Here is a 19,937-nt window from a genome sequence, read left to right on the forward strand (position 1 = left end):
TCAGGCGGGGGTTTCGGCAGTGGCGGTCAGGACCGCGCGGCCGAGGATGTGGCCGGCCATGGTGAAGCCGAGGACGGCGGGGGTGGTCTCGGCCGGGACGCCGATGGAGGCTACGTCGAGGGCGTGCACCACGGTGAAGTAGCGGTGCGGGCCGTGCCCGGCCGGCGGGGCGGCGCCGATGAAGCGGGCCGCACGGGCGTCGTTGGGCAGTTGGAAGGCGCCCTCGGGCAGGCCCGAGCCGGCGTCGTCGCCGGCGCCCTCGGGCAGCTCGGTGACGGTGGCGGGGACGTCGGCGACCGCCCAGTGCCAGAACCCTGACCCGGTGGGGGCGTCGGGGTCGTAGACGGTGACGGCGTAGCTCTTGGTGCCTTCCGGGGCGCCGCTCCAGGACAGTTGGGGGGAGACGTCCTTCCCGCCGGGGACGCCGGAGGAGTGCTGCTCGGGTGACCATGCGGCGCCGTCGGTGACGGTGGTGCTGGTGACGGTGAAGGAGGCCGCCTCGGGGAGGCGGGCGAAGGGGTCGTTGGCGCTCATCGCGTCGTTCCTTTCAGGCCGTGCCGTGGGTGGCGGTGATGCGGCCGGCGGGGCCCACGGCGTCGTGTAGAGGCACCGCCACCGCCTTTCACCGGCCGCTGGATCGACCATAACACTAATAATCGATTATTCACTGGATCATCTATGCTGGAGGCATGACTCAGACGGCCCACACCTCGACCTCACCGGGGAAGCAGATGCTCTCCGAGCAGGTCTACGCACACCTGCGGGACGCGATCATGCGCGGCGCCTACGCCCCCCGTGACGCCCTCAAACCGCAGGACCTCGCCAAGGAACAGGGCGTGAGCCTGGCCGTCGTGCGCGAGGCGCTCGTGCGACTGGTCGGCGAGGGCCTCGCCGACCGGCTGCCCAACCGCGGCTTCGCCGTCCCGGACTGCTCCGACCGCCGCTGGCAGGAGATCGCGGAGGCCCGCCGGACCATCGAACCGGTGGTGCTGCGCATGTCCATCGAGCGCGGCGACGTCGACTGGGAGTCCCGCGTACGAGCCGCCCACCACCGCCTGGCCCGCACCCCGGCGTACGAGCCGGAGGAGGGCGAGTACTACAGCGGCGCATGGTCCGAAGCCCACCGGGTCTTCCACCGCACCCTGCTGGAGGGCTGCGGCAACCCCGTCCTGCTGGAGACCTTCGACCGGACGTGGACCGCCAGCGAACTGGCTCGCCGCTGGTCGGCGCACCGCGTCCCCGACCGGGACCACGCCGGCGAGCACCGCCGGCTGGAGGAGGCGGCGCTGGCCCGCGACGCCGACACCGCGGCCGAGGTACTGACCCGGCACCTCACCCAGACCGCGGCTGGACTGACCGGCCGCACCCTCCGCGAACCCGCGAAGTGAGCCTGATGCGCCTCGCGATGACCGACGTCATAAGCAGACGCCTCGCCCGTGAATCCACCCCGAACCGGCGCGACACCTGACTTCGAACCAAACACCATCGCCAGGACAAAGCACTCTTTCAGGCACAGCACGGTTGATCAGGCGCCGCGCAGCTGATCAGGCGCTGCCCATCTGACCGGGTGCGGCCGGGGCGCGGTGGCGTTCCACCTCGGCCAGGTACTCGGTCATCGCGTTCCGGTTGCGGGTGAGCACCTCGATCCGGTCGGTGAGCTTGTCCCGCTCCGAGGTCAGCAGCGCCAGCATCTCCGGGGTCGCGTCCGGGAAGTGGATGGATCTGGGCTTGTCCAGGCACGGCAGGATCTGCTTGATGAGCCGGGTCGACAATCCTGCGGCCAGCAGCCCGCGTATCTGCTTCACCCGGTCCGCGTACCGCTCGTCGTAGTCACGGTATCCGTTGGTCGACCGGTCCGGCACGATCAGGCCCTGCTCCTCGTAATAGCGCAGCAGGCGCCGGGACACCCCCGTCACACGGGACAGTTCACCGATCCGCACACGCCGGAGACTAGCCGCCCGGGTCCGGGCTTGACCATCACATGAGTGTGAGGGTTTCACGATCGGTGCATGACGACCACAACAGTCTCCGCGACAAGACGTGATGTCCTGCCCTGGTCCGCGCTGCTGGCACTGGGCACCGCGGTGTTCATCACCAGCCTGACCGAGACCCTCCCGGCGGGCGTCCTCCCGCAGATGTCCTCCGCTCTCGGCGTCAGCTCCGGTGCGGCGGGCCAGAGCGTCACCGTGTACGCCACCGGTACCGCCCTCACCGCCATACCGCTGGCCGCCGCCACGGCGGGAATCCGGCGCAAGCCGTTGCTGCTGGGCGCCATGGCCGTCTTCCTGGTCGCGAACACGCTCACCGCCGCCGCGCCCGGCTACGCGGTCCTGCTCCTCTCACGGTTCCTCGCCGGCGTCGCCGCCGGACTCGCGTGGGCACTCCTCGCCGGATACGCGCGGCGCATCGCGCCTCCCGGCCAGGAAGGGCGGGCCATCGCGATCGCGATGACCGGGATCCCCCTGGCGCTGTCGCTGGGTGTTCCCGCCGGGACGCTGATCGGGCAGCAGATCGGATGGCGCGTGTCCTTCGCCGCCGTCTCGGTGCTCACTCTCGCCGTCCTCGGGTGGATCACGTTCAGCGTTCCCGCCATCAGCCAGGCGGCGACCACAGCCGACAGGCCGAAGCCGACCACCCGGCAGACGCTCCGGGTCCCCGGGGTCGGTGCCGTCATGGTCGTCGTCGTGACCTTCGTCCTCGGCCACACCGTCATCTACGCGTACATCGCGCCGTACCTGTGGCATGCCGGCCTCGGCACCGCGGCGGACGCGATCCTGCTGGCCTTCGGCATCGCCTGCCTGGCCGGCATCTGGTACACCGGCCGCCACATCGACCGTCGTCCTCGCGGGCTCGCGCTGACCGCCGCGACGCTGTTCACCCTCGCCACGGCCGCCTTCGCCGCCACCACGGCGCAGGCCGTCGTCTGGGTCGCGGCCGTCGTGTGGGGGCTGGGATGGGGCGCCGCGCCCACGCTCCTTCAGACCGCGGCCGGTCATGCCGGGATACGGCGCGGTCCGGCCGTCGCCGACACCGCGCAGGCCATCCTCGTGACCTTGTGGAACGCGGCCATGGCACTCGGCGGCGTCATCGGCGGCCTGCTCCTGCAGCGGGTCGGCGTCACCGCCGACGCCGTCGCCGCGGCAGGGCTCGGAGCCCTCAGCCTGACCGTGATCACACTCGCGCGAAAGCACGCCTTCGCGCCGGCGGAGCGGGACGCGCCGTGACACGCGAACGCGCCACTGCCGGTTGAGGGCGCCGCCGTGCCGACGGTCAGGTTCGCCCCCAGAGGTGCCTGCGGTGCGCTGACGATGCATGAAGCCGGACGCACCCCTTCGTCGAGCGGCGTATCGCTGTCCAACCGCCCCCGGAAAAGCCCGCCGCTGCGTCGCGCGACCCATCCGCTGCATCCGCTCCGCGTTCCCATCGGGAATCCGGGTGGGTCCCCCGCATTCCTGACGTCAGCCGCTGCGGCTCCGTGAAAGGCACGTTCCATGGTCGAAGTCGAACGCACGCTCACCCTGCACCACCCTCTGCCGGACGTGGTGGCCTACCTGGCCGACTTCTCACACGCGCAGGAATGGGACCCGGGCACGGTGAGCTGCCGTCCGGCCAGAGCCGGCGCCCCCGTCGCCAAGGGCGCCGAATGGCTCAACGTCTCGACGTTCCGCGGACGGCGCACCGAACTCCGCTACCGACTGGTTCGGCTCGAGGACCTGCGCCTGACCTTCGTCGGACGCAATCGCACCGCCACCTCCACGGACGACCTGACCTTCCGCGAGGAGAACGGCGCCACCCTTCTCACCTATCGGGCGCGTATCGACTTCCACGGCCTGGCCCGGCTGGCCTCTCCGTTCCTGCGCGGGGAGTTCGAGCGCCTGGGGGATGGGGTGGCCCGCCGGATGCCGCAAGCGGTGGGCAGTCACTTCGGCTCCGGCGGGGGCTCGACGGGCTGATCCCGTCACTGCGGGCAGGGGGTGCAACCGTCCGGCGTCTTTCGGTGGAACAAGGGGGTGAAACGTTGGAAAAGGGGCCGCTGTCGCGGGCTCCCTGCCCGTACCGGTATGCGAAGGGACGAGCGATGAAGCTCCAGGACGAACTGCCCGTCGACCATCAACTGGGCGCCGTGTACCGATGGGGCGCCGCCTTCTGCGGCGTGGTCCTGCTCGTCTTCGGCGTTCTCGGCTTCGCCGACGCGCTCAGTCCCTTCGACACCGCCGGGCAGAGCATCGCGGGCATGTCGACCAACGGCGCCCTCAGCCTGATCTCCGTGCTGGTCGGCCTGGCCCTGATCACCGGCGGCGTCATCGGCGGGAACGTCGCCTCCACGCTCAACATGACGGTGGGAACCCTGTTCCTGCTCAGCGGATTCGTCCACATCTTCATCCTCGACCGGCCCGCCAACCTCCTCGATTTCGGCATGACGAACGTCGTCTTCAGCTTCGTCATGGGGCTGGTGATCCTGACGTTCGGCATGTACGGGCGGGTGTCGAGCAAGCTGCCGCACGACAATCCGTACTGGCAGCGCCGTCACCCCCGCGAGGCCGCCGAGGAGTCTCTCGCCCGGCGCAGGCAGCCGGCTCCCGCGGGAACACTGCCGGCCGGTACCCGCCGGACCGCCGCCCTGCGGGGGCCGACCGGGTCTCCCGGCCCGCGAGACAGCCGCTGAGAGATGCCGCGGGGGCGCGGGTCGTGTGCGGGTGACGGCTTACGGTCGCCGGCCGGTGGTGTCCGGGGAGTGTGCGAGGCGATCCGCCGGCTGCGGCGCGGTCATGTCGAGCAGGAGCAGGGCGTCGTGGTCGGGGCTGCCGGGTTCGGCGGTGTAGACGCCGATGCGCTGGCCGGGGGTGCCTTCCACGTGCAGGGACTGGAAGGTGAGGGTGAGCGTGCCGACCTGGGGGTGCCGGAACGTCTTGTGGGCGGGTTTGCGTCCGGTCACCTCGTAGCGTTCCCACAGGCCGGCGAAGTCGGGGCTCTTGAGGAGGAGTTCGCCGACGAGGTTGGTCAGGTCGGGGGCGTCGGGGGCGGTGCCGGCGATCGCGCGCAGGCGGGCGACGCAGGCGGTGATCTGCCGGTCCCAGTCGGGAAAGAGGCCGCGGGCCACCGGGTGCAGGAACAGGTAGCGGGCGAGGTTGCGGTGCTTGGCGGGCCAGTCGTCCAGGCCCGGGTAGAGGGCGAGGCCGCCGGGGTTCCAGGCGAGCAGGTCCATGCTGCGGCTGATGACGTAGGCCGGGTTGGGGCGCAGGGATTCGAGCAGCAGCTTGAGGTGGGGGCGCACGGTGCGGCTGGGGGCGGGCGGGGGTTCGGGGGCGTAGCGGGCGGCCCGGGCGGCGAGCTCGCGCAGGTGCTGGTGTTCCTGGTCGTCCATGTGCAGGGCGCGGGCGAGGGAGTCGAGGACGGCGGGGCTGGGGCGGGTCTCCTTGCCGCGCTCAAGGCGTACGTAGTAGTCGATGCTGATGCCGGCGAGGGTGGCCAGTTCCTCGCGGCGCAGGCCGGGGGTGCGGCGGATGCCGGTGCCGACGGTGAGGCCGACGTGTGCGGGGCTGGTCTGGGTGCGGCGGGCGCGCAGGTAGCGGCCCAGCTCGGCGCCCTCGCTGTGCGCGCTCTCGGATGCCATGTCTCCAGTCTCACCCGCTCGGTACCCGCCGTACGGGCGGCAGGGGGGCCCTGTCGTTACCCCCGAAGAGCCCGCCCTGCCACACCGGCGTGATCGGGGCGAAGGTGAAGGGGCAGGACGCCGGCCCCTCGCGCCGGCCACCGCGGGGCAGGTCCTGCCGGGCCGGGTGAGCGTGGGGGTGCCGGGCGACGCCACGACGCGAAGAGGGCGAGATGGGCCACAGCAAGCTGCGTGACCCGGAGGTTCACCAAGCGCCTGGCCCGGCGTCGAGGAGAACACCTCCGCCGGCGCCATCACACCGACCGGCGAGCAGCCCGGCCGGATCGGCGGCCTGCCGCCCGCCGCCGGCGACACCCACCACACCGAGACCCGGGCGCGGATGTTCGGACGCTGACCGTCCGCGCCCCTGGGCACGACCCCCGTTTGGAGCAGCACCCCTCATGCGCGCAGCAGTGATGTACGGAGCCGGAGACGTCCGCGTCGAGGACCGGCCCGACCCGAAGATCGTGAACCCCAGCGACGCGGTGGTCCGCACGGTGGCCGCGTGCGTGTGCGGCAGCGACCTGTGGCCCTACCGGTCGATGCCCGCCACCGGCACCGGACGCCCCATGGGGCACGAGTTCCTCGGCGTCGTCGAGGAGACCGGCGCGGACGTCACCGGCCTGAAGGCGGGGGACCTGGTCGTCGCCCCGTTCACCTACAGCGACAACACCTGCGACTACTGCGCCAAGGGCCTGCACATCTCGTGCCGCAACGGCGGCCGGTACGGCTTCGACGGCGTCGACGGGGGCCAGGGCGAAGCCGTCCGCGTCCCGTACGCGGACGGCACCCTGGTGAGGCTGCCGGTGGCCGCCGACTCCGCGCTGCTGCCCTCTTTGCTGGCACTGTCGGACGTGATGACCACCGGCCACCACGGCGCGGTCACCGCCGGTGTCGGCCGCGGTGATGCGGTGCTGGTCGTCGGGGACGGCGCGGTCGGCCTGTGCGCGGTGATCGCCGCCAGGCGGCTCGGCGCCGAGCGGATCGTGCTCGCCGGCCGCCACACGGCGCGTACCGGCCTGGGCCGCGACTTCGGCGCCACCGACGTCGTCGCCGAGCGCGGCGAGGAGGGCATCGCCCGCATCCGTGAGCTGACCGGCGGCGTGGACAAGGTGATCGAGGCCGTCGGCACCCGTCAGGCCCTGGACACCGCGCTCGGTGCGGTCCTGGACGGCGGCACCATCAGCCGTCTCGGTGTGCCGCAGTACGAGCAGGGGCCGATCGGACCGGTGGAGTTCATGCGCAACATCACCCTGACCGGCGGTGCCAGCCCCGCCCGCGCCTACATCGGGCAGCTGCTGCCCGACGTCCTGGACGGCACGATCACCCCCGGCCGCGTCTTCGACCAGACCTTCAGCCTCGACCGGACGCCGGACGCCTACCGGGCCATGGCCGACCGCCGGGTGCTCAAGGCCCTCGTACGCCCCTGACCCCCACTCCCCTCCCCGCACCGCGAAGGACACCACTCATGCAGGACGTGACCTTGAACAACGGCGTCACGATGCCGCTCCTGGGTTTCGGCGTCTACCAGATCCCCGCCGAGGACACCGAGCGCGCCGTCTTCGACGCCCTCGCGGCCGGCTACCGCCTGCTGGACACCGCCGCCGCCTACGGCAACGAGGAAGCCGTCGGCCGTGCCGTCAAGTCCAGTGGCATCGCCCGCCAGGACCTGTTCGTCACCACCAAGCTGTGGGTCCAGGACGCCCCGGCCGAGGACAACACCCGCCGCGCGTTCGAGACGTCGCTGAACAGGCTGGGCCTCGACCACCTCGACCTGTACCTGATGCACCAGCCCTTCGGCGACGTCTACGGCCAGTGGCGGGCCATGGAAGCCCTGAATCGCGAGGGCGGCGCCAAGGCGATCGGTGTCGCCAACTTCTACCCCGACCGGCTGCTCGACCTGATCGTCAACAACGAGATCGTGCCCGCGGTCAACCAGGTCGAGACCCACCCGTTCTTCCAGCGCGCCGACTACCAGGACCTGATGCGCGAGCACGGGGTGCAGATCCAGTCCTGGGGCGGTTTCGCCGAGGGCCGCAACGACCTGTTCACCAACCCGCTGCTGACCGGAATCGGCAAGGAGTACGGCAAGTCGGCCGCGCAGGTCGTGCTGCGCTGGCTGACCCAGCGCGGCGTCGCCGCCATCCCCAAGTCGGTGCGCGCCGAGCGCATGGCGGAGAACTTCGACGTCTTCGACTTCCGGCTCACCGACGAGCAGATGGCACGGATCGCCACGCTCGACACCGGCGCCTCGCTGTTCTTCGACCACCACGACCCGAAGATCGTCACCTGGCTCGCGGGGCGGCGCCTGGACTCCTGAACCGCTTTCGCTCCCGGGCGGGCGGGGCGGCGGGCTGTCGCCCCGCCGTCCGCCCGCTGCCGGATCACTCCGCGAAGGGCGCGGGGGCGCGGGGGCGCATCGTCCGAGGAGCATCGGCCTCATCGCGGCGATGTCCCTCGGTGTGGTTATCCCCACCGCCAAGGGGTGGCCCACCGGATGGGCAATGGCATCGGTGCGCGGCGATCGTGTGTCCCAGAAGACGACTTGAGTCAAAGGGGGCAGCAGTGGATCGTCCCGTAGAGCACGCTCTCGCGCGCCGCGCGTTATTGGCCGGCACAGCGGCAGCCGGTGCGGGAATGGTGTGGGGAGGCAGGGGGAAGGCCGTCGCGGGTGGATGGAGAGGGCCGGTGAAGCAGGCGGCGGTGGCCGCCGAGGCGGCGCGTCTGGACCGCGTGCTGATTCAGCTGCGGCGGGACTTCCATCGGCACCCTGAGGCACCGGGGCACGAACAGCGCACGGCCGCTGTGGTGGCCCGGGAGCTGCGGGCGGCGGGGCTGGACGTCGCCACCGGAGTGGGCGGCCACGGAGTCGTCGGGGTCCTGCGGGGCTCGCGTGCGGGCCGGACCGTTGCCTACCGGGCGGACATGGACGCGGTTCCGCCCCAGGACATCGTCGGAGGAGGTCCCGCGCCGGCCCATCTCTGCGGACACGACGTCCACACCACGGTGGGTATCGGCGTCGCGCGGGTCCTGGCGCGGCTGCGTCAGCAATTGAGCGGAACGGTGGTTTTCCTCTTCCAGCCTGCCGAGGAGACGCTGTCCGGAGCCCGCGCGCTGATCGACTCAGGTGTGCTGGAGCGCGAGGGCGTCGAGGAAATCCATGCGCTGCACTGCGGGCCGTTCCCGGTCGGCCGGTTCGCCGTGACTCCGGGCTATGGGATGCCGGGCCAGGACAAGGCGGAAGTGACCCTCTGCGGGCCGGACGCACTCGATGCCGCGCGGCGCCTGGCTGTCGATATCGGCGCGCTCGCAACCGTGGCTCTGCCACGGACCCCGGCGGACCTGGAGCGGATCATCGCTGCCGCCCAGATGCCCGACGGGCCGCTGGCCCGGTTCGTAGCCCTCCGGGCCTCGGCGCAGGAGGCCAAGGTGAGCGTGTCCTATCGCTGCTGGCCCCAGGAGCGATATGCGGAGGTGCGCGAAAGCATTCGGCGAGCGGCCATGCCCTATGCGGGGGCCGGGGTGCGCTTCCCCGCTGAGCCGTTCCCGGCCATGGTCTGCCCGGAACGCGACGCCCGCCTGCTCGCCCGCCACCTGCGCCGCACCGCCGGCCAGGACAAGGTCATCGAGCTCTGGGCCGCCTTCCCGCCCTTCAGCGGCGAGGACTTCGCCCTCTTCCTGGACCGGCTCCCCGGTACGTACACCTTCCTCGGTGTCCATACCCCTGGCACACCCATTACAGCGAGCTATCCGCACTACCCGGACTTCTTTCCGGACGAGCGCGCCATCGGCGTCGGCGTGCGGGCGATGGCGGGCTGGCTCGCAAAGCGCACCCACGAAGCGCGGGGCCTGCCAGGCGGACCCGGCTAGCGCGGGCCGGCTGCCCTGCCGGCATTGCCGTCACGCCTACGCCCGTCCCCCGGATTGCCGAGGGCTCAGCCGTCTGCAGGCGCCGGCTTCCTCGTCCGGCTGGGGGGCGACCGGGTGACGCTGGTGTCGCAGGCCGGGGTGGGCGAAAGGGGTGACACAGTTTCTCAGTCGACGGGTTCGACGCCCGCTCGCAGCAGGCCGTAGGTGTACGCGTCCTCCAGTGCCTGCCAGGACGCGGCGATGACGTTGTCCGCCACGCCGACCGTGGACCACTCCCCCGTGCCGTCGGACGTGGAGATCAGGACGCGGGTCGTGGACTCGGTGCCGTGTCTGGCCTCCAGGATGCGGCCTTTGTAGTCGACCACCCCGAGGCGGGCGAGCTGCGGGTAGATCTGTTCCAGGCCGACGCGCAGGGCGCGGTCCAGGGCGTTGACCGGGCCGTTGCCCTCGGCGGCGGCGACGATGCGCTCGCCCTTGGCCCACAGCTTGACCGTGACCTCGTTGACGTGGCTGCCGTCGGGGCGGTCCTCCAGGATGGCCCGCCAGGACTCGACCTGGAAGTAGCGCAGCGGTCTGCCCTCGACCTCCTCGCGCAGCAGGAGTTCGAAGCTCGCGTCGGCTGCTTCGTAGGTGTAGCCCTTGAGTTCGCGTTCCTTGACCCGCTCCACGACCCGGCCGACCAGTTCGCGGTCGCCGCCGAGGTCGACGCCGAGCTCCTTGCCCTTGAGCTCGATGGAGGCGCGGCCGGCCATGTCGGAGACCAGCATCCGCATGGTGTTGCCGACCTGCTCGGGGTCGATGTGCTGGTAGAGGTCGGGGTCGACCTTGATGGCGGAGGCGTGCAGGCCGGCCTTGTGGGCGAAGGCGGAGACCCCGACGTAGGGCTGGTGGGTGGAGGGGGTGAGGTTGACGACCTCGGCGATGGCGTGGGAGATGCGGGTGGTCTCGCGGAGCTTGCCCGCGGGCAGGACCTTCATGGCGTACTTGAGCTCCAGCGCGGCGACGACGGGGAAGAGGTTGGCGTTGCCGACCCGCTCGCCGTAGCCGTTGGCGGTGCACTGGACGTGGGTGGCGCCCGCGTCGACGGCGGCCAGCGTGTTGGCGACCGCGCAGCCGGTGTCGTCCTGGGCGTGGATGCCCAGCCGGGCGCCGGTGTCCGCCAGGACCGTCTGCACGATCGCCTGGACCTGGGCGGGGAGCATGCCGCCGTTGGTGTCGCACAGCACCACCACGTCGGCGCCGGCCTCGTGCGCGGCCCGGACGACGGACTTCGCGTAGGCGGGGTTCGCCCGGTAGCCGTCGAAGAAGTGCTCGCAGTCCACGAACACTCGCCGTCCCTGTGCGACCAGGTGGGAGACGGTGTCGCGGACCATCTCCAGGTTCTCCTCCAGCGTGGTGCGCAGCGCCAGCTCCACATGCCGGTCGTGCGCCTTGGCCACCAGCGTGATCACCGGGGCGCCGGAGGCCAGGAGTGCCTTGACCTGGAGGTCCTCGCTCGCCTTGGCGCCGGCCCTGCGGGTCGCCCCGAAGGCCACGAGCTGCGCGTGCCGCAGGTCGAGTTCGCTCTGCGCGCGGGCGAAGAACTCGGTGTCGCGGGGGTTGGCGCCGGGCCAGCCGCCCTCGATGAAGCCCACCCCGAAGTCGTCCAGGTGCCGCGCGATGGCCAGCTTGTCCGCCACGGTGAGGTTGATGCCCTCGCGCTGCGCGCCGTCGCGCAGCGTCGTGTCGAAGACGTGGAAGAGATCGTCGAGTCCACCGGTGGTGTTCCCGGTGCGTTCGCTCGCGCTGATACTCATGCCGACCATCTCCTGTTCGGGATCTCGGTCCACCGGGATGACCGGCTGCACCGTCCATCTATGGCCCCTCGCGCTCGCTTCCCGGTCGAGGATGGGCACAGAGGCGGGCCGGCAGGAGGGCGGTGCGCGTCGGGGTCAAGGCTTCTCTGCCGCTCTTCGAGCGTTTCTCGTTCACGGCCGTCCATCGTGGCCCCCGACACCCGTGGTGCCGCCCGCCCCTGAGGCGGCGGGCGGCAACCGTCCGGAGAGTCATGTCCCCTCGTGCCGTCGCCCCGGAGCCCGTCGTCGCGTCCCTCGTCGTGTCCGTCGTCGCGTCCGTCGCGGGCGGGAAAGCCGGGGCCTGCGTTGCGATCGCCGAGCTGGTGCGGCGCTGTTCCCGGCATCGGCTGCGGCTGCTGCGCCGTGGGCTTCGGCAGGGACTTCGGCAGGGGCCGCCTGACTGAAGGGTGACGAGGCGGGCCGGCCGGCCCGGTGTGTCATTGGGGCTGGTTGCCGTGTTTGCGGGAGGGCTGTGCCACGTACTTGGTGCGCAGCACGGCGAGTGCGTCGATGAGTCTGGCGCGGGTCTCCGCGGGGTCGATGACATCGTCAACCAGGCCGCGTTCGGCGGCGTAGTAGGGGTGCATGAGCTGTTCCCGGTACTCCTTGATGTGCTGTCCGCGGGCGGCCTCGGGGTCGTCCGCGGCAGCGATCTCGCGCCGGAAGACGATGTTGGCGGCGCCCTCCGCGCCCATCACCGCGATCTCGTTGCCGGGCCACGCCAGTGAGAGGTCCGAGCCGATGGAGCGGGAGTCCATGACGATGTAGGCGCCGCCGTAGGCCTTGCGCAGGATCACCTGGACGCGGGGGACGGTCGCGTTGCAGTAGGCGTAGAGGAGTTTCGCGCCGTGCCGGATGATGCCGCCGTGTTCCTGGCCGACGCCGGGCAGGAAGCCGGGCACGTCGACCAGCGTCACGAGCGGGATGTTGAAGGAGTCGCACATCTGCACGAAGCGGGCCGCTTTCTCGCTGCCCTTGATGTCGAGGACTCCGGCGAGGGCCGCGGGCTGGTTGGCGACGATGCCGGCGACTTGGCCGTCCAGCCGGGCCAGGGCGCACACGACGTTGGGTGCCCATGCCTCGTGCACCTCGAAGAAGTCGCCGTCGTCGACGAACTCCTCGATGACCTCGCGCATGTCGTAGGCGCGTTTCTCGTCGGAGGGCACCAGGTCGCGCAGGGCGGGGGTGAGCCGGTCGGGCCGGTCGGCGCCGGGCTCGGACGGTGGCTGTTCACGGTTGTTGGCGGGCAGGAAGGAGAGCAGGTAGCGGACGTCGGCGAGGCAGCTCTCCTCGTCGTCGTAGGCGAAGTGGGCGACTCCGGAGAGGGTGGTGTGGGCGTCGGCGCCGCCGAGTTCGTCGTGGCTGATCCGTTCGCCGGTGACGGTCTGTACGACGTCGGGTCCGGTGATGAACATCTGCGAGGTGCCGCGCACCATGAACACGAAGTCGGTCAGGGCCGGGGAGTAGGCCGCGCCGCCCGCGCAGGGGCCCATCATCACGCTGATCTGCGGGATGACACCGGAGTTGCGGACGTTGCGCTGGAAGATGCCGCCGTAGCCGGCGAGCGCGGTCACCCCTTCCTGGATGCGTGCTCCGGCGCCGTCGCACAGTCCCACGATCGGGGCGCCCGCGGTGGCGGCCATGTCCATGATCTTGTGGATCTTCTCGGCGTGGGCCTCGCCGAGGGAGCCTCCGAAGATGCGGAAGTCGTGGGCGTAGGCGAAGACGACCCGGCCGAAGACCCGGCCCCAGGCGGTGACGACGCCGTCGGTCCAGGGGCGCTTGTCCTCCAGGCCGAAGCCGCCGGCCCGGTGTCTGCGCAGTCCTTCGACTTCGGTGAACCGGCCGTCGTCGAAGAGGAGTTGGAGGCGCTCGCGGGCGGTGAGCTTGCCCTTGGCGTGCTGTGTCTCGGTGGCTTTGTCGCTGGGTCCTCGGCGCATGTCGGCGCGTACGGCCTCGAGTTCGGCGACCGTGCCGCGCCGCAGCCCGACCGGTGTGCCGTCCAGGGCGGTCATCGAATTCCTTCCGGCCGTCGTGATCAGCCATCCGTCTGATGGGCCGAACGCCAGCGTCCGTCAGATCACTTGAAGCCGGTTGGAGCGCCGGACGACGATCGCTACGGACACGCCGGGCGCTCCAGCGGCGCTCGAGGCCGTGTCGAGTGCGGCGTGCGACGCTCAAGGTCGTGAGCTCCGATGCGGACGGTCAAGAGCCTTCTTGGAGCACCGAAGGGCCCGCCGGTGTCCCCACCATCCCCCGAGGACGCCGGCGGGCTTCCTGCCCGTCCGCCGCCGGAAGAGGCCGGTGCGGCCGAAGCGGTCGGTGTGGCCGAAGCGCTCGGTTCCGGCGGTGGCGTCGTCGGGATTCGGTCGTCTTGGCGTCTGCGGTCATGCGCGGTCATGCCGTGTGAGCTGTGGCTTCATGAGCGCAGGTCATCTCATGGCGCATATCGGCGCCATTAATGGCTCACAGTGATGCCATACATGTGCCACAGTGGAGCCACGGAAACGGAGCGACGCCGGGCACGGCGTACGACACGAAGGAGCCCCCCACCATGTCCGTCACCCTCAGCGACCAGGACAAGCTGACCCTGCGCACCGCCGCCTACGGCGCCGTGACGCTGATGGCCGCGGCCGCCGGCGCCGACTCCCCGCACAAGGTGGCCACCCAGGGCAGCATCGCCCTGACCACCGGCACCGGTCTGGTCGGCCACGTGCTGGCGGAGAAGTCCCCGGTCGGGGACCTGAGCGGCAAGTCCGCGGCCGAGATCGCCGACCGCGTCCTGCCCGCCCTGACCGCCGCCGTGCAGCTGCTGAAGAAGCAGGCCCCCGAGGAGGCCGACAACTTCCGCAGCACCGTCCTCGTCGCCGTCGAAGCGTCCGCCCGCACCTCCAAGGGCGAGCCCGGCCCCACCCTCACCGCGACCGCCGGCAAGATCACCGCCGCTCTGGACGCCGCCTGACACACCGGCCCGGTACCGGTACGCCTTCGGCACCGCTCCCCCGCTTCACCCCTGGCTCCGCCGCTTCACCACCTGGCTCCGCCGGAGAACGCTCCGGCGGAGCCTGCCGTCTTCGCGCACCGTCTCGTGTCCCGCCGGCGGGACACGAGGGCCGGCCGGCGGGACGTGGCAAGCCCGCCCGCGAACAGCCGCCTGCCGGCGCCGGGTTGTCTTGAACCGCTGCGTCGCGTGCGTGAGCGTGGAGGTCATCCAATGCCGTGACAGGCGCAGCGGAAAGAGGGGGCACACGTGGGACACACCGGCACGGACACGGATGTGGTGATCGCGGGCGCCGGGCCCACGGGCCTGATGCTCGCCTGCGAACTGCGGCTGGCGGGCGCCGACGTGATCGTGGTCGAGCGGCTCGCGCAGCGCTCGGGCGAGTCACGGGCCGGCGGGATCCACTCCCGCACCCTGGAGATCCTCGACCAGCGCGGCGTCCTGGAACGCTTCCTGGCGGAGGGACAGCTGCAGCCGGTGGGCCACTTCTCCGGCCTCTACCTCGACTTCGACGAGTCGGAGTCGCGCCACCCCTACCCGCTGATGATCCTGCAGTCCGCCATCGAGCGGCTCCTGGAGGAGTGGGCCGTGCAGCTCGGTGTGCGGGTGCGCCGCGGATGCGAGGTGAGCGGGCTTCGCCAGGACGAGGGCGGTGTGAGCGTCGAGGTCGGCGGGGAGCGGGATGTGCCCGTGACGCTGCGCGCCCGCTACCTGGTGGGCTGCGACGGCGGGCGCAGCACGGTGCGCAGGCTGGCGGGCATCGGCTTCCCCGGCACCGAGGCGACGATGACGGCGCTGATCGGCGACGTCGAGCTGCCCGGTCTGGGCGAGGACTACGTCTGGGTGCGGCGCACCGCGGGCGGCGACTACTCGGCGATCGCGTTCGAGCCGGGCTGGCACCGGGTGATCACCTCGGAGTTCGACCGGGGCGCGGACCGCGACGAGGAGGTGACGTTCGAGCGGCTGCGGGAGTCCCTGGTCAGGGTGGCGGGCACCGACTTCGGCATGCGCAACCCCCGGTGGGTCTCCCGGTTCAACGACGCGGCGCGGCAGGCCGACCGGTACCGCACGGGGCGGGTGCTGCTCGCGGGCGACGCGGCGCACATCCACTTCCCGGCCGGCGGGCAGGGGCTGAACATGGGCGTGCAGGACGCGGTCAACCTCGGCTGGAAGCTCGCCGCGGTGGTGCGCGGCCGGGCGCCGGAGAGCCTGCTGGACACCTACCACGCCGAGCGGCACCCGGTCGGGGAGCGGGTGCTGCACAACACCCGGGCGCAGTCGGCGCTGGTGCGCCCCGGACCGCAGACGGACGCGTTGCGTGAGGTGTTCGGCTCCCTGATGGTCTTCGACGAGGTCAACCAGTACCTGCGTCATCTGCTGACGGCGCTGGACATCCGCTATCCCGTCGACGGCGACCACCCGCTGGTGGGGCGCCGGGTCCCGGACGCCGATCTGAAGGCGTCCGACGGCGCCACCCGGGTCCACGAGCTGCTGCACGCCGCCCGCCCGGTCCTGCTCGACCTGGCCGGCAGCCCCGGGGCGGCCGCGGCCGCCCGGGGCTGGGCCGACCGCGTGGACGTGGTCGAGGCGCGCAGCGAGGACGAGCACTGGATCGTCCCGGCCCTCGGCGAGATCCCCGCACCGGACGCGCTCCTTGTCCGCCCCGACGGCCATGTCGCCTGGGCGGTGGCGGCCGGCACCCCGCCCGATGCCGCCGCGCTGCGGGCCGCCCTCGAAGCCTGGTTCGGCCCGGCCCTTCAGGGCTGAGCGGCCCGTGCCCGAAACGAACGGCCGGCCGGTCCGCCCACCGGCGGGGCCCGGCCGTGACGACCCTACGAAGGGAACACACCGACAGTGAACAGCACGTGGTTGCGACGCTTCACCACGACTGCCTCAAAGGGACCGCGGCTCGTGTGCTTCCCGCACGCGGGGGGCTCCGCGACGGCGTTCAAGGACCTGGCGCGCACGCTGCACCCGGACGTCGACGTGGTGTCCGTGCAGTACCCGGGCCGCCAGGACCGCTACCGCGAGGAGCCGTTCACGGCTCTCGCGCCGCTCGCGGAGGCGGTGACGGAGGAGCTGGCCCGTGAACTGGTCTCGGACGGGCGGCCGTACGCCCTGTTCGGGCACAGCATGGGAGCGCTGGTGGCGTTCGAGACGGCCCGGCTGCTGGCCCGGCGTCAACTGCCCGCCCCGCAGCGGGTGTTCTTCTCCGGCCGGGGCGGTCCCGACCTGCGCGACAGTGCCTACGACCTCTACGACGACGCCGACATGCTGGCCGAGGTGCGCCGGCTGGGCGGCACCGACCAGTCGATGCTGGAGGACCCCGACATCCTGGAGCTGGTGCTGCCGGCGCTGCGGGCCGACTACCGCGTCCTGGGCACCTATCGCGGGCCCGTCGGCGGGCCGCTCACGGCCCCGGTGACCGCCCTGATCGGGGACAGCGACCCGATCGCGACGGTCGAGGACGCCCACACCTGGCGGGAGCACACCACCGGCGACTTCACGGTGGAGGTGTTCCCCGGCGGGCACTTCTACCTCTTCGACCAGCTCGGCCAGGTCGCCGCCGCCGTCACCGAGGGCCTTCTCACGCGGGCCGCCGCTTCCTGAAGGGGCGGCATCGCACGGGTGCCACGGCCAGGAGGCGGAGCGCGGGTCGATCCGCGCTTCGCCTCCTGGCCGTGGCGCGCTCAGCGGGTGAGCTGGTCGGATGCCGCGTCGACCGTCTGCGCCAGCAGGACGGCGATGGTCATGGGCCCGACCCCACCGGGAACCGGCGTGATCAGGCGGGCACGCGTGCGGGCCGTGTCGAAGTCGACGTCACCGACGTTGCCGGGGTTGTATCCGGCGTCGATCACGACGGCCCCCGGCTTGACGTCCTCGCCGCGGATGAGCCGGGGCCGTCCCACGGCCGCCACGACAACGTCCGCTTCCCGCACGGCCGCGGCCAGATCGGTCGTACGGGAGTGGCAGTAGGTGACGGTGGCGTCCCGGGCGAGCAGGAGCATTCCGACGGGCTTGCCGAGGATCGCGCTGCGGCCCACGACAACGGCATGCCGGCCCGCGAGCTCGACGTCGTACTCGTCCAGGAGCCGCATGATCCCGCCCGGGGTGCACGATGCGAAACCAGGCAGTCCGAAGCTCATCGCCCCGAACGAGCTCATCGTGACCCCGTCGACGTCCTTCTGCGGCGCGATGGCCTCGAACGCCGCCCGCTCGTCGATGTGCGGGCCCACAGGGTGCTGCAGCAGGATGCCGTGCACGCCGGTGTCCTGCGAGAGGGAGCGGAGGGTCTCCACCAGCTCGGCGGTCGTCGTGGTGGCCGGCAGAGCGACGAGCCGGGACTCGATACCCGCCTTCGCGCAGCGGGCCCGCTTCATGCGGACGTACGTCACCGAAGCCGGATCCTCACCCACCAGCACCGTTGCCAGGCAGGGCGTCACGCCCACGCGCCGCGCAAGCTCTGCCGCCCTGCCCGATGTCTCCTCGACGATGCGCCGGGCAAGGCCGGTGCCGTCCATGAGTCGGGCTGTCTGGGTCTGGGACATGGTCGCCTCCAGGCGTCGCTGACCACTCGCCCAGGCGCACGGCATCGACCGATTCGTCAGACCGCTCCCCGGTGGTGCTCCACCTCAGCGCCAGTCACGGCCCGCGCACCACTCTAGGGCCTGTCCGCCGGTCATGAACGGAAGATCGAAGAGGCCCGCTCAGGCATAAGTGTGAAAGCCCTGGCCGGACTTCTTGCCCAGCAGGCCGCCCTCGACCATGCGCAGCAGCAGCGGCGGCGGCGCGTACAGGGGCTCCTTGAACTCCTCGTACATGGCCTGGGCGATGGAGACGGTGGTGTCCAGGCCGATGAGGTCGGCCAGGCGCAGCGGGCCCATCGGATGCGCGCAGCCCTGGACCATGCCCTGGTCGACGACCTCGGCGCTCGCCAGTCCCGACTCGACCATGCGGATCGCGGACAGCAGGTAGGGGAACAGCAGGGCGTTGACGAGGAAGCCCGCCCGGTCCGGGGAGGCGATCGGTTTCTTGCCGAGGGTGTCGCGGACGAAGGCCAGGGCGCGTTCGCTGACCGTCTGGTGCGTCAGGACGGAGGGGACGAGCTCGACGAGGGGCAGTGCGGGCACCGGGTTGAAGAAGTGGATGCCCAGGACCTGGCCGGGGCGGCGGGTCGCGGCGGCGAGCCGGACGACGGGGAGGGAGGAGGTGTTGGTCGCCAGGATGGCGTCCGGGTCCTCGACGGTCTTGTCGAGGGTGGCGAACAGGTCCCGTTTGACCTGCTCGTCCTCCTTGACCGCCTCGATGACCAGCTGGCGGTCCGCGAGGTCGGCGAGGTCGCGGGTGAAGGACACCCGGCCCAGGGCCGCGTCGCGTTCCCGCGCGGTCAGTTTGCCCTTGGCCACGCCGCGCTCCAGTGATGCGGCCAGCCGCTGCGGCGCCGTCTGCAGGGATGCCTCGGAGAACACCGCGACTTTCACGTTCAGGCCGTTCTTGGCGCACAGTTCGGCGATGCCGGTGCCCATGATGCCGCTGCCGGCGACACCCACCCGCTCGATGGCGGTGGTGGCGCTGTGTGTGGACGTGGTCATGCGGGGGTCCCCCAGTTCAGAAGTGTCGCTCCGATCGACATGCCGCCGCCGAATCCGGCGAGCAGGACCAGGTCCCCCTGCTTGAGCGCGCCGGTGCGGCTCGCCTCGTCGAGGGCGACGGGGACGGAGGCGCTGCCGACGTTGCCGTACCGGATCAGCGTGCGGTGGGTCTGTGCGGCGCCCAGTCCGGTGCGCTCGACGACCTCGCCGAGCATCACGCCGTTGGCCTGGTGCGGTACGAAGTGGTCGACCGCGCCGATGTCGACGCCGGCCCTGCGGGTGAGGGCGAGGAGGGCGGGCGGGACGTGTTCGGCGACGAAGTCCCGTACCCCGCGGCCGTCCATCTTGAAGTAGTGGCCGCCCTCGGCGACGGTCGCTGCGGACGCCGGTCTGCGGCTGCCGCCGGCCTCGACGCGGATCAGATGGTGGGCGTCGCCGCGGCTGGACAGATCGGTGGCGATGATCCCGTACGGGTCGGGGACCGCGCCGACGACCGCGGCGCCGGCGCCGTCGGCGAACAGGATGGCCGTGCGGCGGTCGGTGAAGTCCAGGATCCGGGAGTAGACGTCCGCGCCGATCACCAGTACCCGGGCGGCCGGGTTCACGGTCACCAGGCTGTGGGCCAGCGCCAGGGCGTAGACGAAGCCGCTGCACACGACGTTGATGTCGAGGCAGGCCGCGCCGTAGGCGCCCAGGCCGTGCTGCACCAGGTAGGAGGTGGGCGGCTGCGGGAAGTCGCCGGTGGAGGTGGAGACGATGATGTGGTCGATCTGCTCCGGGCCCAGCCCGGCCTGCTCCAGCGCGCGTCCGGCGGCCTTGACCGCCAGGTCGGAGGTCGCCTCGTGTTCGGCGGCGTAGCGCCGGGACTTGATCTGCGTCTTGCGCTCGATCCACTCCGCGCTGACGCCGACGCGCTCGGCGACCTCTTCGTTGCCGACCTCGTGCTTGGGCAGGTAGGAGCCGGTGGAGAGTATGCCGATGCCCAT

Annotated in this window: 18 protein-coding genes and 1 riboswitch; of the genes, 10 read left to right on the forward strand and 8 right to left on the reverse strand. The window is 71.6% G+C overall.

Annotated elements, in window-relative coordinates; translation table 11 throughout:
* Complete coding sequence (locus OG780_RS00640; protein WP_328443545.1) at positions 1-534, reverse strand: YbhB/YbcL family Raf kinase inhibitor-like protein; 534 nt, start codon at positions 532-534, stop codon at positions 1-3.
* A 155-nt stretch (positions 535-689) separates the two neighbouring features.
* Here OG780_RS00640 and OG780_RS00645 point away from each other — a divergent pair, with 155 nt between their 5' ends.
* Complete coding sequence (locus OG780_RS00645; protein ID WP_328443547.1) at positions 690-1,388, forward strand: GntR family transcriptional regulator; 699 nt, start codon at positions 690-692, stop codon at positions 1,386-1,388.
* A gap of 156 nt (positions 1,389-1,544) precedes the next feature.
* Here the strand turns inward: OG780_RS00645 and OG780_RS00650 are convergent, their stop codons facing one another.
* The gene (locus OG780_RS00650) at positions 1,545-1,940 is read right to left on the reverse strand and encodes a MerR family transcriptional regulator (RefSeq protein ID WP_328443549.1); all 396 of its coding nucleotides are present in this window, start codon (positions 1,938-1,940) and stop codon (positions 1,545-1,547) included.
* Between the two features lie 69 nt (positions 1,941-2,009).
* Between OG780_RS00650 and OG780_RS00655 the strand changes: the two genes are divergently transcribed.
* The 3 genes from OG780_RS00655 to OG780_RS00665 all read left to right on the forward strand — a co-directional run bounded on the left by OG780_RS00655 (position 2,010) and on the right by OG780_RS00665 (position 4,666).
* Complete coding sequence (locus tag OG780_RS00655) at positions 2,010-3,224, forward strand: MFS transporter (RefSeq protein WP_328443551.1); 1,215 nt, start codon at positions 2,010-2,012, stop codon at positions 3,222-3,224.
* A gap of 267 nt (positions 3,225-3,491) precedes the next feature.
* On the forward strand, positions 3,492-3,953 hold the full coding sequence (locus OG780_RS00660; RefSeq protein WP_328443553.1) for an SRPBCC family protein: 462 nt from the start codon (positions 3,492-3,494) through the stop codon (positions 3,951-3,953).
* A 125-nt stretch (positions 3,954-4,078) separates the two neighbouring features.
* On the forward strand, positions 4,079-4,666 hold the full coding sequence (locus OG780_RS00665) for a DUF4383 domain-containing protein (protein WP_328443555.1): 588 nt from the start codon (positions 4,079-4,081) through the stop codon (positions 4,664-4,666).
* 39 nt (positions 4,667-4,705) lie between these two features.
* Here OG780_RS00665 and OG780_RS00670 read toward each other — a convergent pair whose 3' ends face one another.
* The gene (locus OG780_RS00670; RefSeq protein WP_328443557.1) at positions 4,706-5,614 is read right to left on the reverse strand and encodes a helix-turn-helix transcriptional regulator; all 909 of its coding nucleotides are present in this window, start codon (positions 5,612-5,614) and stop codon (positions 4,706-4,708) included.
* A 440-nt stretch (positions 5,615-6,054) separates the two neighbouring features.
* On the opposite strand from OG780_RS00670, the gene OG780_RS00675 reads away from it, so the two are divergent.
* From OG780_RS00675 to OG780_RS00685, 3 genes are all read left to right on the forward strand, one after another.
* Positions 6,055-7,083 (forward strand): alcohol dehydrogenase catalytic domain-containing protein, encoded by a 1,029-nt coding sequence (locus tag OG780_RS00675; protein WP_328443559.1) that lies wholly within the window; start codon positions 6,055-6,057, stop codon positions 7,081-7,083.
* 38 nt (positions 7,084-7,121) lie between these two features.
* Positions 7,122-7,973 carry an aldo/keto reductase gene (locus tag OG780_RS00680; RefSeq protein ID WP_328443561.1) on the forward strand — a complete coding sequence of 284 codons (852 nt, stop codon included), beginning with the start codon at positions 7,122-7,124 and terminating at the stop codon, positions 7,971-7,973.
* Between the two features lie 317 nt (positions 7,974-8,290).
* Positions 8,291-9,523, forward strand: coding sequence for a M20 metallopeptidase family protein (locus OG780_RS00685; protein WP_328457810.1), 1,233 nt, complete (start codon positions 8,291-8,293; stop codon positions 9,521-9,523).
* A gap of 164 nt (positions 9,524-9,687) precedes the next feature.
* On the opposite strand, the gene cimA is transcribed toward OG780_RS00685, so the two are convergent.
* Positions 9,688-11,319 (reverse strand): citramalate synthase, encoded by a 1,632-nt coding sequence (gene cimA, locus OG780_RS00690; protein ID WP_328443563.1) that lies wholly within the window; start codon positions 11,317-11,319, stop codon positions 9,688-9,690.
* 476 nt (positions 11,320-11,795) lie between these two features.
* On the reverse strand, positions 11,796-13,373 hold the full coding sequence (locus OG780_RS00695) for an acyl-CoA carboxylase subunit beta (RefSeq protein ID WP_328443565.1): 1,578 nt from the start codon (positions 13,371-13,373) through the stop codon (positions 11,796-11,798).
* Between the two features lie 539 nt (positions 13,374-13,912).
* On the opposite strand from OG780_RS00695, the gene OG780_RS00700 reads away from it, so the two are divergent.
* The 3 genes from OG780_RS00700 (at position 13,913) to OG780_RS00710 (ending at position 16,969) form a co-directional block, all read left to right on the forward strand.
* Positions 13,913-14,320 (forward strand): hypothetical protein, encoded by a 408-nt coding sequence (locus OG780_RS00700; RefSeq protein ID WP_328443567.1) that lies wholly within the window; start codon positions 13,913-13,915, stop codon positions 14,318-14,320.
* Positions 14,321-14,608: 288 nt separating this feature from the next.
* Positions 14,609-16,126 (forward strand): FAD-dependent monooxygenase, encoded by a 1,518-nt coding sequence (locus tag OG780_RS00705; protein WP_328443569.1) that lies wholly within the window; start codon positions 14,609-14,611, stop codon positions 16,124-16,126.
* A 144-nt stretch (positions 16,127-16,270) separates the two neighbouring features.
* Positions 16,271-16,969, forward strand: a complete 699-nt coding sequence (locus OG780_RS00710) for a thioesterase II family protein (protein WP_328443571.1) — start codon at positions 16,271-16,273, stop codon at positions 16,967-16,969.
* Positions 16,970-17,049: 80 nt separating this feature from the next.
* On the opposite strand, the gene OG780_RS00715 is transcribed toward OG780_RS00710, so the two are convergent.
* The 3 genes from OG780_RS00715 to OG780_RS00725 all read right to left on the reverse strand — a co-directional run bounded on the left by OG780_RS00715 (position 17,050) and on the right by OG780_RS00725 (position 19,937).
* The gene (locus tag OG780_RS00715; RefSeq protein WP_328443574.1) at positions 17,050-17,907 is read right to left on the reverse strand and encodes a bifunctional 5,10-methylenetetrahydrofolate dehydrogenase/5,10-methenyltetrahydrofolate cyclohydrolase; all 858 of its coding nucleotides are present in this window, start codon (positions 17,905-17,907) and stop codon (positions 17,050-17,052) included.
* 21 nt (positions 17,908-17,928) lie between these two features.
* Positions 17,929-18,015: riboswitch (ZMP/ZTP riboswitch) on the reverse strand.
* A gap of 51 nt (positions 18,016-18,066) precedes the next feature.
* Positions 18,067-18,951 (reverse strand): 3-hydroxybutyryl-CoA dehydrogenase, encoded by an 885-nt coding sequence (locus tag OG780_RS00720; RefSeq protein WP_328443576.1) that lies wholly within the window; start codon positions 18,949-18,951, stop codon positions 18,067-18,069.
* Positions 18,948-19,937: a 3-oxoacyl-ACP synthase III family protein gene (locus OG780_RS00725; RefSeq protein WP_328443578.1), complete on the reverse strand. Its 990-nt coding sequence runs from the start codon at positions 19,935-19,937 to the stop codon at positions 18,948-18,950. Before OG780_RS00725 ends, OG780_RS00720 begins: the two co-directional genes overlap by 4 nt.

This window comes from Streptomyces sp. NBC_00386, assembly GCF_036063235.1.
Lineage (GTDB): Bacteria > Actinomycetota > Actinomycetes > Streptomycetales > Streptomycetaceae > Streptomyces.